18 protein-coding genes are annotated in these 16,639 nt (G+C 46.7%); 10 read left to right on the top strand and 8 right to left on the bottom strand.

The features are described 5' to 3' along the window. Positions 1-67: 67 nt before the first annotated feature. From B7L70_RS02770 to B7L70_RS02755, 4 genes are read right to left on the bottom strand one after another with little or no spacing between them, the layout of a single operon-like run. Positions 68-1,345: an NADH-quinone oxidoreductase subunit D gene (locus B7L70_RS02770; RefSeq protein WP_081226390.1), complete on the bottom strand. Its 1,278-nt coding sequence runs from the start codon at positions 1,343-1,345 to the stop codon at positions 68-70. Beyond that, positions 1,345-2,559: an NADH-quinone oxidoreductase subunit NuoB gene (nuoB, locus tag B7L70_RS02765; RefSeq protein ID WP_081226374.1), complete on the bottom strand. Its 1,215-nt coding sequence runs from the start codon at positions 2,557-2,559 to the stop codon at positions 1,345-1,347. The genes B7L70_RS02770 and nuoB overlap by 1 nt, the downstream gene beginning before the upstream one ends. 6 nt (positions 2,560-2,565) lie before the next feature. Further along, a complete protein-coding gene (gene ndhC / locus B7L70_RS02760) occupies positions 2,566-2,985 on the bottom strand; it encodes an NADH-quinone oxidoreductase subunit A (protein ID WP_081226373.1) in 420 nt (139 codons plus the stop codon). 54 nt (positions 2,986-3,039) lie between these two features. Beyond that, positions 3,040-3,489: a RecB-family nuclease gene (locus tag B7L70_RS02755; protein WP_081226372.1), complete on the bottom strand. Its 450-nt coding sequence runs from the start codon at positions 3,487-3,489 to the stop codon at positions 3,040-3,042. Positions 3,490-3,564: 75 nt separating this feature from the next. On the opposite strand from B7L70_RS02755, the gene B7L70_RS02750 reads away from it, so the two are divergent. The 3 genes from B7L70_RS02750 to B7L70_RS02740 all read left to right on the top strand — a co-directional run bounded on the left by B7L70_RS02750 (position 3,565) and on the right by B7L70_RS02740 (position 6,038). Continuing rightward, on the top strand, positions 3,565-4,725 hold the full coding sequence (locus tag B7L70_RS02750) for a CBS domain-containing protein (protein WP_081226371.1): 1,161 nt from the start codon (positions 3,565-3,567) through the stop codon (positions 4,723-4,725). Positions 4,726-4,933: 208 nt separating this feature from the next. Next, positions 4,934-5,221 (top strand): RpoL/Rpb11 RNA polymerase subunit family protein, encoded by a 288-nt coding sequence (locus B7L70_RS02745; RefSeq protein WP_081226370.1) that lies wholly within the window; start codon positions 4,934-4,936, stop codon positions 5,219-5,221. A gap of 235 nt (positions 5,222-5,456) precedes the next feature. Then, positions 5,457-6,038 (top strand): hypothetical protein, encoded by a 582-nt coding sequence (locus tag B7L70_RS02740; protein WP_143701510.1) that lies wholly within the window; start codon positions 5,457-5,459, stop codon positions 6,036-6,038. Here B7L70_RS02740 and B7L70_RS12960 read toward each other — a convergent pair. Then, positions 5,967-6,245 carry a hypothetical protein gene (locus tag B7L70_RS12960; RefSeq protein ID WP_143701509.1) on the bottom strand — a complete coding sequence of 93 codons (279 nt, stop codon included), beginning with the start codon at positions 6,243-6,245 and terminating at the stop codon, positions 5,967-5,969. The two genes, B7L70_RS02740 and B7L70_RS12960, sit on opposite strands and share 72 nt — an antisense overlap. An 83-nt stretch (positions 6,246-6,328) precedes the next feature. Here B7L70_RS12960 and B7L70_RS02730 point away from each other — a divergent pair, with 83 nt between their 5' ends. Beyond that, positions 6,329-7,318 carry a winged helix-turn-helix transcriptional regulator gene (locus tag B7L70_RS02730; RefSeq protein WP_081226367.1) on the top strand — a complete coding sequence of 330 codons (990 nt, stop codon included), beginning with the start codon at positions 6,329-6,331 and terminating at the stop codon, positions 7,316-7,318. Here B7L70_RS02730 and B7L70_RS02725 read toward each other — a convergent pair. Then, complete coding sequence (locus B7L70_RS02725; protein ID WP_081226366.1) at positions 7,310-7,489, bottom strand: hypothetical protein; 180 nt, start codon at positions 7,487-7,489, stop codon at positions 7,310-7,312. The two genes, B7L70_RS02730 and B7L70_RS02725, sit on opposite strands and share 9 nt — an antisense overlap. 129 nt (positions 7,490-7,618) lie before the next feature. On the opposite strand from B7L70_RS02725, the gene B7L70_RS02720 reads away from it, so the two are divergent. From B7L70_RS02720 to acnA, 3 genes are read left to right on the top strand one after another with little or no spacing between them, the layout of a single operon-like run. Next, positions 7,619-8,272 (top strand): hypothetical protein, encoded by a 654-nt coding sequence (locus B7L70_RS02720; RefSeq protein ID WP_238376057.1) that lies wholly within the window; start codon positions 7,619-7,621, stop codon positions 8,270-8,272. 41 nt (positions 8,273-8,313) lie between these two features. After that, complete coding sequence (locus B7L70_RS02715) at positions 8,314-9,759, top strand: hypothetical protein (protein ID WP_081226364.1); 1,446 nt, start codon at positions 8,314-8,316, stop codon at positions 9,757-9,759. Positions 9,760-9,812: 53 nt separating this feature from the next. Next, positions 9,813-12,533, top strand: a complete 2,721-nt coding sequence (gene acnA, locus B7L70_RS02710; RefSeq protein ID WP_101940214.1) for an aconitate hydratase AcnA — start codon at positions 9,813-9,815, stop codon at positions 12,531-12,533. Between the two features lie 32 nt (positions 12,534-12,565). Here acnA and tpiA read toward each other — a convergent pair whose 3' ends face one another. Continuing rightward, entirely contained in the window at positions 12,566-13,237 is a 672-nt protein-coding gene (gene tpiA, locus B7L70_RS02705) for a triose-phosphate isomerase (protein WP_081226363.1), read from the bottom strand. 139 nt (positions 13,238-13,376) lie between these two features. Here tpiA and B7L70_RS02700 point away from each other — a divergent pair, with 139 nt between their 5' ends. The 3 genes from B7L70_RS02700 to B7L70_RS02690 all read left to right on the top strand — a co-directional run bounded on the left by B7L70_RS02700 (position 13,377) and on the right by B7L70_RS02690 (position 15,779). Further along, on the top strand, positions 13,377-13,760 hold the full coding sequence (locus B7L70_RS02700; RefSeq protein WP_143701508.1) for a hypothetical protein: 384 nt from the start codon (positions 13,377-13,379) through the stop codon (positions 13,758-13,760). Positions 13,761-13,962: 202 nt separating this feature from the next. Next, on the top strand, positions 13,963-15,270 hold the full coding sequence (locus B7L70_RS02695; RefSeq protein ID WP_162009077.1) for a M48 family metalloprotease: 1,308 nt from the start codon (positions 13,963-13,965) through the stop codon (positions 15,268-15,270). Further along, complete coding sequence (locus B7L70_RS02690; protein ID WP_081226360.1) at positions 15,261-15,779, top strand: hypothetical protein; 519 nt, start codon at positions 15,261-15,263, stop codon at positions 15,777-15,779. The genes B7L70_RS02695 and B7L70_RS02690 overlap by 10 nt, the downstream gene beginning before the upstream one ends. On the opposite strand, the gene B7L70_RS02685 is transcribed toward B7L70_RS02690, so the two are convergent. Further along, complete coding sequence (locus B7L70_RS02685; protein ID WP_081226359.1) at positions 15,774-16,631, bottom strand: metallophosphoesterase family protein; 858 nt, start codon at positions 16,629-16,631, stop codon at positions 15,774-15,776. The two genes, B7L70_RS02690 and B7L70_RS02685, sit on opposite strands and share 6 nt — an antisense overlap. Positions 16,632-16,639: the final 8 nt, after the last annotated feature.

Here is a 16,639-nt window from a genome sequence, read left to right as displayed (position 1 = left end):
CCTTGTATAGCCATGCATTATAAGGTTAGTAAAAATGAGCAGGTTCATTTTGCAGTGTATTGTCCACTTAACGATCGGCTTCGGGTGGGAAGTAGCCGAAGGAGCCGTAGATGGCTGGTACGTCAGCTAGCCTATAACCCTTCAGTGACTCCATGAAGCCCCTAAGTAATAGCCATGATGGTGTCACCATCCTCAACCTATATGGTACGTTACTATGCCCATCCGATACCAACGTGAAGAGCAGTAATCCCCTTGAGGCTTCAGTTAGTGTGGTTACCTCACCGGCACCTGGCGTTAGTCCTGTGTGGGTCTTTGTTAGGAATGTCCTTATGTCCCTGGCCGCCTGCGGTCTATCCTTCGGTGGTATCCTGGATAGTATCTTCTCACTGAGTATTGGTGTGTCTGGTATGTTCTTAACCGCCTGCCTAATTATCTTAATGCTCTGCCTAATCTCCTCAACCCTGACCAGGAACCTTGAGTAGGAGTCGCCCTCATCGGCCACGGGTATATCCCAATCAAACTCGCTATACACCTCGTAAGGCTCCACCTTCCTAACATCGTACTCCACACCAGATGCCCTTAGGAATGGACCCACCAACCCGTACTTGATGGCTTCATCCTTCGATAGTACACCGACCTCCCTGAGCCTGTGTATGGTTACTGGGTTTTTGACGAATATTGACTCCATATCCTTCATCTTCCTCTCGAGGTAGTTCGTTAATTCATAAACGAAATCCAAAACCTCCGGCTTAACATCCCACCTGACACCGCCTGGTATTGTGTAACTGAGCGTTGTTCTTGCGCCTGTTATTCTAATGAAGGCTTCGTTAATCACATCCCTGAGCCCAAAGGCCCACATGTAGCCTGTGGAGTGACCAATGAATACGGAGAGTATGCCCGTATCGTATAGGTGGGTTGCGATCCTACTTAGCTCCGCGAGTATTACCCTGATGTACTGTGCCCTCTTTGGCACATCGAGGTCTGCGAGCTTCTCCACCGCCCTCGAATATCCCAGGTCAAAGTTTGCCGAGTCCTGTATTGTGGGTCTCTCTATGAGTGGCAGTATGTGTATGTAGAGCCTCGTCTCTGCTAGCTTCTCGACACCCCTATGGACGTAGCCCGGGTCCGGTATTGCATCCACTATGTAGTCACCCTTGAGCCTGAGTATTATCCTCATGTGACCACTACCTGGGTGCTGCGGTCCTATGAATACCAGGTATTCATCACTCCTGTACGCCTCCTCCACGTACTCCTTAGGTATTGGCACGAAGTTCTTAACGAACTCCTCAGGTACCTCCATCCCCATCGACAATTCCACATACCTCTCCTCGCTACCCACGCCAATCACCCCGAACCGGATTCCTGCTTTGCTGCATCGGCCTGCGCTGGCTTTGACTGGGGCTGTTGAACCTGTGCTGGTTTCTGCTGTGGCGCTTGCGGCTTCGCTGGCGCAGCTGGTTTGGCTGGAGCCGTTGGTATTGCAACACCTGGGAACTCCCTATCGACTAGGTAGAACTCCCTCACTATTGGTACGTCCTTCCTCAACGGGAACTTAACCGGTGTGTCTGGGTCTAGGAGGAAGTTTCTACCCATCCATGGATTACCCTCAAACCAAACACCGAAGAAGTCATACATCTCCCTCTCCATGTAATCCGCACTGGTCCATACATCAATTAGGCTGGGCACCCTCGGGTTGTCCCTGGGTATCTCGGTCGTTAATGCAACGAGCACCGGCATTAATTCCTTCCTACTGTAGCTGGATACCCAGTACTCAACATAGAACTTATTCTCGTGCGGCACGTCGATTACATTCACCGACTTAACGTGATCAAAACCCAGTTTATACAATGCTTGGGCAGCATCCCTTATCTTATCTGGTGTTACTTCAATGCACACTCTATTGATGTCCGTTACCACAATCCTCTTTGCCGATTCCTTCAGTGCGGGCATTAATTGATTATTAACGTAATCATAACCGAAGGCCCAATCAACCTTCTTCTCGGTACATACCGGTATATGCGGGTTTGGCGTAATCCTATGTGGTGGGTTTGGCGCTGGTTGCTTTGTTGGTGATGGGGTGAGCACCTTGGTTAGGTCTATCGTCCTCGGCTTAACGTTAGCCCTGGCCTCGCCACTCTCTATCTTCCTCTGTACGATCCTTATCATCTGGATCACGGACTCGGGCGTTGGTGGGCACCCAATTGCGTAGGCGTCCACTGGTACGATCTTACTAACGGGAACTGCATGGTAGCTATTCCAGAATATGCCTCCCTCGGCGGCGCAGGAACCCATGGCAATTACGTACTTGGGATCACTCATCTGCTCCCAAATGAACCTCAAAACCCTCGCCATCTTGAAGGTTATGGTACCCTCCACCAGGATTAGGTTTGTCTGTCTCGGTGCATGCCAGGGAAGTGAGCCGAGCCTCTCGGCGTCGTAGGCAGGGTTCCAGGTGTGTGCCATCTCAACTCCGCAGCAGGCTGTGACCAGGTGTATTGGCCAGAGTGAGTATTTCGTGCCCCACTTCTTGTATGGCTCTACTATCTTATCAATTGACATTCAGGTTCACCTACCTGCTCTTCTTAAAAATTCTTTGGGATAAGCCATCTTCAGTGCGTATTTATAACCTACATAAACGCTCGGTAATGCTATTAATAAAATCACAAGTATCATGATCACTATATGTAGGTTATAAATACGCACTGAAGTGGGCATACCAACCACCGCAGCTGATGATAAAATCAGCAAAATGACTATGACAGGCTCCATGCCCAGGAACACCAGCAGGAAGCCAACGTACTGTATTGGGAATACGTACCTAGCCTCACCAACTGGTGGGTTGCCGGCCTCGTACCTCTGCAGCTTAACCACGTTTGGGTTTTTCGCGGCTAGTCTACGGGTTACATATATTATTGCCGCGTCTGTGATTAGGGCTATTACCAGGAGCACGATCATTATGGCTAATGCATCTGTGAATGCCGACATTACGACCAAGGCTACTTGAGATGGCGTATTTTTAAGTAGTAACCCATTTAGCGCTCATTCAATACATGAACCAAGGATTTTATTTAAGGCCAGCGTTAACAATGCGGTACTACCCACGTCCCTACCCAAAACCCTAACCTGCCTACCTAAATTCAATTCACTCGGCATAAATTGCTGATCCGAGGCTTGAACAATAAGTAACACCCTACCATTGAGATCACCCATTATTTCGCCCTTGGTGCTTAGGAAGTATATATGATCGGGCTTTAGTAACTCCACAGCATCCCTAATGTCGGGAAGCACTATTAATGATGCCCCAACCCTCATCACCAACCTAAAGGCCTCTGGAATGCCCTGCTGTGCCGCTGAACCTACGGCCTTGGTGACGACTATAGTCCTCACCCCAAAGCCGAGTGATACCTTTATTGCATCGAGTAATTTCTGTACACTGGCTGGATTGTGTATGACCGGTATTACATTATTTACGGCTTCCTGGCATTCCACGCGTCGCCCATTGCAACAACGGCTTATAAAACTATACCCATTAAATTATTAAAAGGGCTTCATAGTTACACATTGATGAGTCTACCCACTGTTGGTGAATTGATGGATAACGTGATCATTATCGCGAAGCCCAAGGATGTAATTTCAAAGGTTATCTCCGACATGAGGGATTTCAAGGCTTGGATCGTACCTGTGATTAATGATAATGGGAAGTTAGTGGGTGTGTTAAGTTATAGGGAGCTGCTTGAGCGTAGGGTTGGTCTTAAGTCCAAGGTCTCCAGTGTCATGTCACCACCCTATTCCATAAACCAGGACTCGGATTTCGTTAAGGCAATGGGTAAGGTATTAACGTTGAGGGCTAGGGCATTGCCCGTTGTTGACTCGAACATGAACCTGGTCGGTATCCTAACTCGGGAAAAAATGCTTGATTACCTATTGAGGAATCAAAGGTTGCCTAGGGTCTCTGTCTCCTCGGTGATGTCTAAACCGGCAATAACCATCGATGGTAATGAGGCTGTGGCTAGGGCTAAGTGGCTCATGATTAGGCATGGGATAACACGACTACCTGTCCTAGACTCGGGTAAGCTGTATGGTATAGTCAGTATGCGTGATATAGTCGAGAGGCTGTACTACGCATCAATACCAAGGCGTAGTAGGCGTGGTGATGTGGTGGGTACTGAGGATGACATATTAGCGGCGCCCGTTAAGGCTATAGCCACAACCCCCGCCATAACCATAGAAGGTAATAATGAATTGAGTGAGGCTGTCCGCGTGATGCTTGAGAATGGGGTTTCCGGGTTACCGGTTATTTCCGGGGATTCGGTGGTTGGTGTTATCTCTGGTTATGACGTTATTAAGGCTGTGCTTAGGCCGTATGAGGAGGTGCCCATAGAGGCTAGGCTTGTTGATGTTGATGAGGATACTAAGGCTTTGATTGAGAAGGTTGTTAGTAATTACGTCGCTAAGATAAATAGGATGGTGAATGTGATAGACCTAAAGATAAACATTAAGAAGTATGAGAAAGGTGGTGAGAAGAAAAGGAGTAAGTACTCGGTTCACGTGATGCTTAAGGATAATGTAAACACGTACACGGTAAATGAGGTTGATTGGGATCCGGTTAATGCAGTTAGGTACGCGTTCGAAACCCTACTTAAGAGGATCGATAGGGAGATAAATAGGATGAGGGATACGAAAAGGAGGGGCAGATTACGTGGAGGCTCACCAACCGGTGAGTAGTTTTGCAGAGGGTGATGAACGCACCCTTTCATGAACGGTGATTAATTCGCCAACGACTGAGAATTAAAAGGAACAAATCGCTCAGCCGGTACGTGAACTCTTCATTATCCGCTACGGGGGTTCTCATCACTTAAAGGACCTATCTTTATGATACTAATAAAATTTAGGGCTAAAGTTTTTATTTCCAGAAGTTGTACCGTGTGATTTTGTGATTAAAATAAGTGTTGTTAAGGTTGAGGATAACTATCTAGAGGCTGTGGCCCAAGGTGAAACCTACACATTATTCGCACCCTTGGTAGAGTATTTACTCAAGAGGCCTGATGTTGAGTATGCAATGTACGATGTGGACCACCCACTCACGCAGAATGTTAGGTTTAGGATAAAGACTAAGGGTAAGCCTCCACTTGATGTTATTAAGGAAACCGTAAGCGAGATAATGAGGGATATTGAGGATATGGAGAAGGGATTCTTAGGTTACGGCAGGAACTTTTCCTAAAAGCTTAAATACCCCAGGCTGATTTTGATGCTGACCGCCTGCCCGAGGGGAATCCGGTGAAGGGGGTGGTCCAAGACCCAGCCCCGTGGGCACTGAACGTTGATGCTCCGAGCATGGGGGCAAGGCCCGACAAGAGATGAAGGATGATTAGACACGCCGGGATGAAGGGAACGGGGCATTAGGAGCACCCAGCTAATTGGGATGTGTTGATTTTTAGTATATGCGGTGATAACGATTGATCTATGTGTATGGTGATGCACCCCAGTGGTTAATGGAGATAATAAATGAGTTAGGTTACAGCATGGTCAAAATTGACGATTGCGCATCGCAACAACGCGCCATAATTATTGACGCCCATGGGGACTGCCACGCTAGGGGCTCCATAGTGCTGGCACTGATACCACGTAGAGGATCAATAACAATTGATAGACATAATGTAAGGGGTATCTTGAAATCATTAACCACGTTATTAAGCACGATTAATGGTGCAAAGACATTCGAAGATTCATTGTCAATGCTAGGCTTTGTCAGGGCTTTCGTAAATGATTACCTTGGGTTTTCTGAAATAACCGCTGGTAATGTTAGGGTAGAGGTTGGCGGTGTTTACTCAATAGTTGCCCCGGGACAGGGAACTACGTATCGCGTAACCCTGGGTAGAGGTAGTGCGAGGGGTACATTAGTGATTGATGCTAACCTTGGTTGGTTGTTGGAGTTTAGCCGCGATATCTATGTGGCGAGGGGTGATTTAATCCTGGAACTTGTTGCCCTTTCCATGATCTTTAGCGTTAGTATTGAGCTCCCGAACCCTCCTTACTAGGTTCATGGCTGATAATGCTGTGGCTGCACCGTTGAGTATTAGAAACACTAAGTTCCAGTTAATTAATGAGTATATTGTTAGTAAGGCGCTACCTATTAGGTATGGTATTGTTAGTCTTAGCGGTGGTACATCGCCCAGAGCCAGTATCCACCCTACGGCGATTGCTATTAATCCTGCAACACCAATTATTAGTGATTGGAATGTCACGGCTTTATACAGGAATGACCAGGTTATTAATAAGTAATTATTCAAAAAGTTAATATACGGTAACTTCAGTTCAGTTGTGGGTTATGAGGGGGTTGATAGTATCGATGCCTAGCATGATTAATGAGGTTAGGAGTTACCTTGGTGATTATTCATCATTGTTCGATGTGGTTACAGAATTAGATAGTGAGTTGAGTGGTTATGATGTTATTGGTATTGCTGGTACGGATAAGTTCATAATAACGAACCTCCATAAGCTGAACTCCTGGGACGGCCCAATCCTAACAATAGGCTTTGATCTTGGCTTCCTGAACTCTGTTGACTTGCCGAATTTAAATAGGGCTATTTCGGCGGTGGTTAATGGGGATTACGATATTGAGAATATACTGAGACTAGCCGTAAACATTAAAGGCAAGAGATTGCCTGATGCTATTAATGAGGTTGCAATATTCCCAATGAGGAGTGCAATAACACTTGAGTACAGCCTTTACATAAATGATGAGTACCTATGGCACGATGTCGCTGACGGTTTAATAGTGGCTACACCAACGGGTTCCACGGCATACGCCATGTCCGTTGGCGGACCTCTGCTTCATTCAAGGGCTAGGGTTTTCGAGGTCGTCCCTGTCAATAGTACTAACCTGGCGCGCGTGCCTGTTGTGGTACCTGAGGACGCTGTGGTGCGTGTTAGGGATATAGTGTCTAGGTCTAGGGTTGAGGTTATCATAGATGGTAGTGTTAGGTCCCATGTAGGTAATGAGGTTAGGGTTAGTGCTGGAAAGCCACTTAAGCTTGTTAGGGTTGGTGGTGTTTCGAGCACGATTGGTCGTTACGAAAGGAAAGTCAGTCTCATGGCTAACATGGACCTGCCACCTAGCGCTAAGTTCATACTGAAGATCCTGGAGTATGAGGGTCAATTAACCCAGAGGGAGATTGCCGAGAAGACTATGCTTCCGAGCAGAACCGTTAGACACGCGATAAGCGTGCTCATGCGGAGGGGGTTAATAAATAGACAGGTGATTTTGAGGGGCGGTAAGGAGGTTGTTGTGTACTCATTAATACTTACATCACGATAGTAGGGGATTACTCGAAACCTTAATTGCCGTGCATCTAAGATACCGACCTTCATCCCTATTTGATTTATTTAACATTATTACATATGCGACATTATTTCTTACCTTAATACCTATCCTAGGCCATAGCAGTAATTGGGTGTGGGTTACGTACCTCCTTAATTCATTCATCATACATATTAAATACACAACCTGCCACTTAAAAATTGTTTGTAAGGTGCAGAATCTGCACATTTTCCATAGAACAATATTATCATTATGAACCATAAATTTAATAAATTCTATAGTAGTGATGAAGTATTGATGAGTGTTAATGAGGAATCGAGGAAGGATATTAATGAGGAATTGATTGAAGAAGGGCGGGATTTCATAAGGAGAATAATGGAACCCTCACCCGCCATAGTCAGGATTCACTGCTATAATTGTAATTTCGATAGTATCAAGATACCAAACGGTGTCGAGTTTAGGTTTAGATTATTAATGCCATTCATGGCAGCCGTGATTAGGTATAGGCAATCAATCAAAGACTTGCTCATACTCGACTCAAAACCCGTCATAACAGCCATCTACCAATCAAGGGTTAAGGATAAGAAGACGGAGAGACCCGTGGTAATTATCTACGGGGAGATAAACCCAACGAAGAGGATATGGAGGGTCCTAGGTATATACAACCTCGTGCTCAATGATTATAAGGATTCAATAGTTAAGCAATTCAACATAATAACGAAGAAGGAGGTTTGGCACTACCACCAAAGCGTATCCCTAAATGGCAAGACGCAGCACGTGGGCATAGTCATAGCGAACAAGGTCCTCATAAGGTACCTAACCAGGTTCGGTGAGGATGGGGCATCAGTTAAAATGGCATTGCTAACCCCAGATGGCGTACAAATCAGGAGATTACACGTTGACTCTGAGGAGGAAGTTACTGCTGAAGAAAAATCAATGATAGGCGAATGATACAGTAAAATTAAAATATACATGATTACTCATATTGAATAATGATAGGACACAGACTGAGCACCACAGTAATTATTATAACGATAGTGCTCGTACTCGCAATAATCATATCACCATACATAATACCTACACAGCGGAATAATTATGGCTTACGCGTACATGAACCAGTACCCAGGTTGACACCAACTGCATCTCTGGTTGGCGCCTTCGCCTACGTTTCAAACTTCGAACTTGCACATGAACCCTTGACCTACTATGGATGGGAAGTAATCAGTGGTGAGGCATCGATAGTAACCACACCGAACTACTGGGGTGAACCATCGCTGAAGTCAACCGCTGTAAATAATGTCCCACAAATCAATATTGTTAATCCAAATCTAATCGTTAGGGGCGATCAATTCCTATCCTTCCAGGTAGCTATCTACTATGGTTCTGGTGGTAGTGGATTCTTTGGCTTGGTTAATGCGAATTACCAACCCGTGGCAATCGTCGGTGTGGCCAACGGTTATGTATGGGCTGGCCCAAACCTAACTGACTTAAAGCCTGTCGTTTCATTATCGAGCCTATCCAACGCCCTCTATCCGCCTGGCTGGGTCTTCATAATGGTTAACGTGTATAACGCGAGCACGCCATACAATAAGACCGCGGGTTGGGTGATGCAGGTGTTTGTTGATGGAACAGACCAACCACCCTTTGAAGTGAGGGTTCCTGACGCCGGTAATTATTACACCGCAGCAATAATAACCGAGAATGGTACGGTGTACTACACAGACATAATAGTCACGAGTCTCGAGATACCCATATATCTACAGAAGTATAATAACATGGAGGGTTACGGACAGGGTTCTGGATTAATAACGACATTATTACCACCATTTTACAACCTAACGGCTCTCGTATTACTTAGGTATTGGAATACACCACAGGTTGGTATACTGAGCTTCCAAATAAACGCCATGAACTACTACGGAACAACTAGGTCGACCTGTGTTGGATTCTTCCAGATAGGAGTTGACCTGGACCCGAATGGCACAATTGCTCCCTGGTACGTGCCAGGTAAGAACTGCATAGCCCATTACTACTTCAACGAAACCACAATGAACCCGGCAGTACTGCCTGGTGTGCCAACGCCTAACAATACGTTACTTAAGTTGATGATTTACTACAACATGAGTGCTAAGGAGATAGTCTTTGAGATTTATGATTACAACACGAGCGAGTTATGGATACATGAGATACCGTATAGTGGAACGCCATTTTACGGCACGTACACACAGCTGGAGTTTCAATACGCATACACGAAATACCCAATAACTGATTACATATTCAATGGCACAATGTTCGATATTGAGGTTACGTTCCTAAACGGAACAACAGCCACCCTACCCGCAAGCTATATGATACCCTTCGAATTAAGTGCACCACTAACCTGGGACTTAACGTACTATAATGCCAACGCGTCCGGCTACAACCAATTCGCCAAGTAACGCAGAATTTGCATAAGCAAAATAATTAAAAACCATTGACAATCATACAACCCGTGCCTAATACCCTACCTAATCTATGGAACACACTCAGTACGATGGAGGTTGGCGGCGTTAGGGTGCGTTACTACTCATTAAGAGCCCTTGAGAGGGCTGGTTTTGATATTGTGAGGTTTCCGTACACGATTAAGGTGTTTATAGAGAATCTGCTCAGAAACTTCGATGGTCAAGCCATAACCGAGGAAGATATCGAGAACCTGCTACATTGGAACCCAAGTAACCCAGGTACCAAGGAGGTGCCTATCAAGGTTGCCAGGGTCTTGATGCAGGACTACACAGGTGTGCCTGCACTCGTGGATTTAGCTGTTATGAGGGAGATCGTGAGTAAGTACGGTATTGACCCCAAGGTGATAAACCCGCAAGTCCCAACTGACCTAATCATAGACCACAGCGTACAGGCTGATTACTGGGGTAGGCCTGATGCGTTGAGACTAAACATAAAGCTTGAGGTTCAGAGGAACGCGGAGAGGTACGAGTTTCTCAAGTGGGCTCAGAACGCCTTTAAGAACTTCAGGGTCTTCCCGCCAGGCACCGGCATTATCCACCAGGTACACCTTGAGCACATAGCCAGGGTTGTGATGACAGAGGATCTAGGCCCGAGTGAGAAGCTTGCCTACTTCGACACCGTAGTCGGCATGGACTCACACACAACTATGATTAATGGCCTCGGCGTTGTTGGTTGGGGTGTTGGTGGTGTTGAGGCTGAGGCTGCACTGCTCGGCCAACCAATCGCGGTGCTACCGCCACAGGTTGTTGGTGTTAATCTCTATGGTAAACCAAGACCTGGTGTTACAGCGACGGACATAGTCCTCTACATAACGGAGACCTTGAGGAAGTACAATGTTGTTGATAAGTTTGTTGAGTTCTTCGGTGAGGGTGTTAAGGAATTACCTGTGCCTGATAGGGCAACGATAGCCAACATGGCGCCTGAGTATGGCGCAACGACCGGCTTGTTCCCAGTTGATGAGCAGACCCTGGCTTACCTGAGGTTGACTGGTAGGGATGAGTGGTTGATATCCCTTGTCGAGAGATACTACATGGAGCAGGGCATGTTCGGTTCACCAAGGGAGGGTGATATTGAGTATAGCCAAGTGATTGGTATCGACCTATCAGCAATAGAACCAAACCTGGCTGGACCATCACTGCCGTGGCAAAGGAGGGGGTTGAGCGAGGTTCCGAAGAGTATTGAACCTATTATTGAGGATAGAAATAAGAGGAGGAACATAACCGGTAGAAAGAAGGTCATTATAGAGATTGATGGCAAGAAGGCGGAGCTTGAGGATGGCTTCGTTGCCATAGCCGCAATAACAAGCTGCACAAACACAAGCAACCCATACCTACTAATGGCAGCAGGTCTGATAGCCAAGAGGGCTGTTGAGCTTGGCATAGCACCACCACCCTATGTAAAGACCGTGTTAGCCCCCGGTTCGAGGGTTGTTGAGGGGTACCTAAGGAGGTCCGGTTTGCTGCAGTATCTTGAGAAGATAGGCTTCTACATAACTGGCTTTGGGTGTATGGTGTGTATAGGAAACACGGGACCCCTACCCGAGCCTGTTATTAAGGCCATTAGGGAAAATGATGTGATTGCCGCAGCCGTTCTCTCAGGCAATAGGAACTTCGAGAATAGAGTGCACCCGGACGTTAGGGCTAATTACTTGGCATCGCCACCTATGGTTGTGGTATACGCCCTGGCAGGTACGGTAAATAAGGACCTCACAAGGGAACCCGTAGCATACACCAACGATGGGAAACCGGTTTACCTAAAGGATCTATGGCCCAGCGATGAGGAGGCCAGGAAGTATGTTGAGAAGTATGTAACACCTGATGAATTTGTTGAGAAGTACACAAGGATCGGCGACCTAGTGCCTGATGAGTGGAACCAGCTTAAGGCACCAGGTGGTGATCTATATCAGTGGAATCCAAATAATACGTACATAAGGAGACCACCATTCTTTGATGACTTTGACCCTGACAGGCTTGTTGAGGTTAAGGACATAATCGGCGCTAGGGCTTTACTTGTGCTTGGTGATAACATAACAACAGATCACATATCACCTGCCGGCTCAATCCCAGTTGATTCGCCCGCCGGTAAGTACCTATTATCGCTCGGTGTAAAGCCTGAGGAGTTCAACACGTTCGGCACCAGGAGGGGTAATTGGGAGGTTATGGTTAGGGGAGCCTTCTGGAATAAGGGTGTTAGGAATAGGATGGGTGGTAAGGTCCTTGAGGGCGGTTACACGATACACTGGCCCGATGGGCAGGTAATGACGGTGTTCGATGCAGCAATGAAGTATAGGGAGGAGGGCAAGCCCTTAATCATACTGGCTGGCCAAACATATGGTGCCGGTAGCTCGAGGGATTGGGCGGCAAAGGGACCGAAATTGCTAGGCATAAAGGCGGTGATTGCAAAGAGCTTTGAGAGGATTCATAGGAGTAACCTAGTTGAGATGGGGATACTACCGCTCCAATTCATGGAGGGTGAGGGTGTGGATAAGCTCGGCATTACGGGAGACGAGACCTTCGACATTATCGGTCTATCGCAGGGATTAAGGCCTAGGCAGGTTGTTGATCTCGTAGTACACAAGCCGGACGGTGGGGAGGTCAGGACTAAGTTGCTTGTTAGGCTCGATACACCAATGGAGGTGCAGTACTTCCTAAACGGTGGCATACTTCAGTATGTGCTTAGGCAGATAATAAAGCGTGAGCTTAAGAAATAAGTTAAAAAGTAGTTTATTTTCAATTAAAAATCTTATAAAAGTGCCTTCGCAATCTCCATGATCTTAGCCCTCCAATCCCTAGCCCTAACTATTGCACTGGCGACCAACACACCCACCGTCCCAAGCTCAATAGCCCTCCTAACATCATCACCACTCTCAATACCAGCACCGGTAATCACGGGAACATCACCACCAACCTTCTTAACCAACTCAACAGTCTTAACAATGACGTCAGGCTTCTCCCTACTCACAGCCTTACCCGTACCAATCAGCTCAGGCGGCTCAACAGCAACAGCCGTAGGCCCAAGCGCTGCCGCCGCAGCACTTGAGAATGGATCGGGGGCGCAAACTATTGTTTCTAACCCCAGTCCCTTAGCCCTACTCACCAACCACGCTAGGTCATTCAGCAATAACCTATTCTCACTATGGTTGAGTATAACCCCGGAGGCACCGACCTCCTTTATGAACTCAAGCGGCACATGCCCAGTCCTCGCCCCAGGCTCCACGGGGTCGGCGCCCTGCGCAAACGTTGGTATCTCCACGTTCTCAGCCACAAGCCTAAGCTCGGTCATTGGTGGTGCAACGATTATGGAGACGCCGAGCTCCTTAGACACGGCCTCAGCGACCTTAGCCAACTCCAACGCCCTCCTACCAAGTACCTCGGGGTAAACCTTCATGTTTATAACCAGGACCGGGTACTTCACGATACATCTAACCACCCCGGATTAATAACGTTGCCGGTTAAGCAATTAAACCCTCTATACCTAACCCGCATTATCCCAAATCGAACATTTACTCAGAAACCTCAAAAGTCATTATTTTGTCTATTAATCACAATTAATAATGATTAATAATGAGAAAAATTTAAAAAGAAGAAGAAGAAGAACAAACAAAATGATGGGCAGGCTAAAACTAAGCAACGAAACAAAAACCTCACTAATAGCACTAACACTAATAGCAATAACAGCCCTAGCAAACATAGGGCCAAGCTTAATCGCGGCTTTCGCTGCTTTCGGTTGGATTCACATACCTAATCCGTCTGTAGCTGCGTATAGCGGAGTTGGAATCGCCGGCGTTGGAGCGACCCTCTGCATGATTTTTTGTCCTGCTGCGATATCTGGTTCGGCATCTGCTGCTGTAACTGCAGCAGCCGCAGCATCAACAATAGCACTAATTGGTTGTACAGCCGGATTGGCTCTTGTAGGTATAGGTGTAGCAATCGCGTGATTAAAAAATGCGACTAACACAAACTCATTTAAAAATCCTCAATTATATTCTTGGTATATCAGTATTAGTAGTAATTGGATTATTTGTAATAACGGTTATATTAGGGCTTGAGAAAATGCTTTCTAAAACCCTTGGTTATGCAATATTTTATACGGTAATAACATTGATGGTAATAATTATTAGTATTATTATAATTTCTACAATGTATTCTATTAAGCAATCAAAGTCCCAGAAACTAATTATCCAGGGAAGGAGCGGAGTTGCGCAGTCATTAACTCCGGTGAGGTTTTTGCTTGAGGTTGTGTTCGCGGTCGTAACTTCCTTCGTAATATGGATTTTGATTATAATCGATGGGATACCGTTTCTCTTCCACGTGCTCAACCTCTCCCCGCCTAGGGGCGTCTTTGGTGCGTTGGGTCTTACGGTCCTCTTTTTCGCTCTATGGCTGGTTATATATGGGTCCATGGCTTCCTACATCATTGAGCCGATTAGGGGTGCGAAGCCTGGATCCATTACGTATATATATGATGAGGGGGTCTATGGGGGATATGGAGGAAAAGTGATAGAATTTTTCGCGTTATCCCTCAAATCTCCCTACAAGGCCTTAATATTCATTAGAAAGGGCCTTCCCACACCCGTATTCGATCTTGTGAAGGCTCATGAGGAGGCTCATGTCCGTGGGCATCACTCGCTTATTCTTATTTCATCAGTTCCGTTTATATATTCACTTCTCTGGTCATTGTTTATGTCGGGAATACTTACTGCGCCGCCGAGGGGTCCGGTGTTCGTCTTTATAATGTTTAAACTGTTTCTTTTGTTATTAGCGTTGGGTTTCCTATCCATTCCTGTTATGAGGGTGTTTGAGTCTAAGGCTGATGCCGCTACGTATCGAGTGTTTGGTGATAGGGCGTATGATTACTTGGTTCAGGCGTTGAGGTTAGCGTATGGGGATCGTGTGAGGTCTCCTAGGGATGCGCCGTTTATGGATAGGCTTATGCATACTTCGTCTAGGGATGCTGCGAGGACTGGTGATCCTCTTTCGTCCATTGGTTTGTGGGAGTTCCCTGTCGTGTTTTCGTTCCTTGCCGCCGTGCTTGTGTCGATGAGGGCTAGCTCTTTGGCTGTGCTCTCGTTGCTGCTTCCTGCATTTCTTCTTAGTTCGTTAATTGTCATAGTTCTTCTGGGCCTTGTTTTCTTGCCTGTGACGAAGAGGTTTTATGGTGGGACTAGGAGGGGTTATTATAACTTCTCGTTCCTTTTGTCGGGCATTTACACCATCATTAGTTATTTGGGCGCCCTCGCCTTCCCTGACTTTGCCGTTATGGTATTAGTTCTCGTGGTTGGGCTTGCCCTTGCCTTCCTGGTTATTCGCTCTTTCCTGGGTAGGGCGGGCAGTGCCCTGAAGCTCCTCCTTATTACGTACTTGGTTTTTGTTGGTGTTAATGCCCTCATTTTCTCGCTCCTCCTCGTTAGGGTCGTGTTCCTTAGGGGTGTTGTGCCGTGGATTTGAGGAGGTTGTTGATTATTTACGCTGTGTTTTGGGTTGGCATCTTCATTGGGGCTTTGTTGGATTTGTTCCTTGGCTTTGGCTTTGTCTCGGTTAGGCATGTGCGTACTATGCTTCCAATTCCTGATTTTCGGCTTTTCCTGGGCGTGATTATTGTGAATTTCGCGACCTCCATCATTATATTCGTGCTCGGTGTGCTTAGTGTTGTTGTTCAGTTGGTTGCCATCTTGGCTGTGAGCGCCTACGTTGGTGAGCTTGCGTTTAGGGCCGGCCTTGTTGTTGGGCTTGTTGGGATTGCGCCTCACGCTCCATTGGAGCTCCTGGGCTTTAGTTTCATTGCGTATGCTGGCCAGTGCCGTGGGCATGGTTTGCCCTATGCTAGGTATCTTGCTCTTGGTTATGTGTTGCTTCTTGTGGCTGCTGTTGTAGAGTCGACGCTTTCGATCTACGTCCTTCGCCTATACTTAACATCAACGCTTAATCATCGAGCTGGTATATTCTGCGTTTCATAGCCAGTCTATGTCGTAGCCTCCCTCACCGAGTTCCTCCCTAATCCTGGCTAGCACATCCATTGTGCCTAGGTAGGTCATGTCTGTCAGGTAGACCTCCACGTCGTTGAGGCGCTCCCATGTGCGTGCGTAATGAAGTATTGTCTCTACATCGACTAAGTCCTTGGCGAAGATTTCGAACACGTCCATGCCTACGGTTAATGGATTGTATACTGGGAGCACTATCACATTCATTACGCCTTTTACGTCCAGCTCACCATCATAATTATACATATTCTTACCAAAGAACGCCTTATCAGTGCGAACCTTAACAATCACCGGGGCCCTCATTACATAACCCGTTATGTCCTGAATCAATATTGCCGGGTGGGTGTGGCCCATGATTATCACGTCAGAGCTCACGAAATCTTCAAGTCTTGGTTTTGAGTTACCGTGGAGTAATAATAGGTTCTTGCCATCCCTACTCCTCAGTATGAAGCCCCTTGAGTCGATTAGGTAAACATTGGACTTAGCATCACTGCTTAGTATTAGGTCTAGGTTGCCATCATGGTTCCCCCTGACTAGGACAACCTTGTTGAATTTGGCGCTGACCCTGTCAATGAATTCCCTAACCTCCCTGGCACTCTCGACTATGCTCGCTATCTCATGCTTTACATCACCAAGTATTGCTAGGGATGTGGCGCCAACGCCCTCGGCCACCTCAATTATCGACTGGGCTATCCTGACCGACTGGCTCGGTATCCTAACACCCCTCTTACTAAGTTCGACCTCGAGACCGACGTGGGTATCCGCAATCAACAACCACCTCTCCCCATCCTCACCCTCAACAGTAATTCCTCTAAAGCCCTCAGACACGGCAGTTA

It is taken from the genome of Vulcanisaeta sp. EB80 (assembly GCF_002078205.2).
The sequence above is the reverse complement of the archived record's forward strand: the minus strand, read 5'-3'. Positions and strand labels throughout refer to the sequence as shown.

Bases quoted from the DNA above. Each gene is read 5' to 3' on its own strand.
- nuoB (WP_081226374.1), bottom strand. From the start codon at position 2,559: ATGTCAATTGATAAGATAGTAGAGCCATACAAGAAGTGGGGCACGAAA.
- ndhC (WP_081226373.1), bottom strand. From the start codon at position 2,985: ATGTCGGCATTCACAGATGCATTAGCCATAATGATCGTGCTCCTGGTA.
- B7L70_RS02750 (WP_081226371.1), top strand. From the start codon at position 3,565: ATGAGTCTACCCACTGTTGGTGAATTGATGGATAACGTGATCATTATC.
- B7L70_RS02730 (WP_081226367.1), top strand. From the start codon at position 6,329: ATGAGGGGGTTGATAGTATCGATGCCTAGCATGATTAATGAGGTTAGG.
- B7L70_RS02725 (WP_081226366.1), bottom strand. From the start codon at position 7,489: ATGATGAATGAATTAAGGAGGTACGTAACCCACACCCAATTACTGCTA.
- B7L70_RS02720 (WP_238376057.1), top strand. From the start codon at position 7,619: ATGAGTGTTAATGAGGAATCGAGGAAGGATATTAATGAGGAATTGATT.
- B7L70_RS02715 (WP_081226364.1), top strand. From the start codon at position 8,314: ATGATAGGACACAGACTGAGCACCACAGTAATTATTATAACGATAGTG.
- B7L70_RS02700 (WP_143701508.1), top strand. From the start codon at position 13,377: ATGATTAATAATGAGAAAAATTTAAAAAGAAGAAGAAGAAGAACAAAC.
- B7L70_RS02695 (WP_162009077.1), top strand. From the start codon at position 13,963: ATGTATTCTATTAAGCAATCAAAGTCCCAGAAACTAATTATCCAGGGA.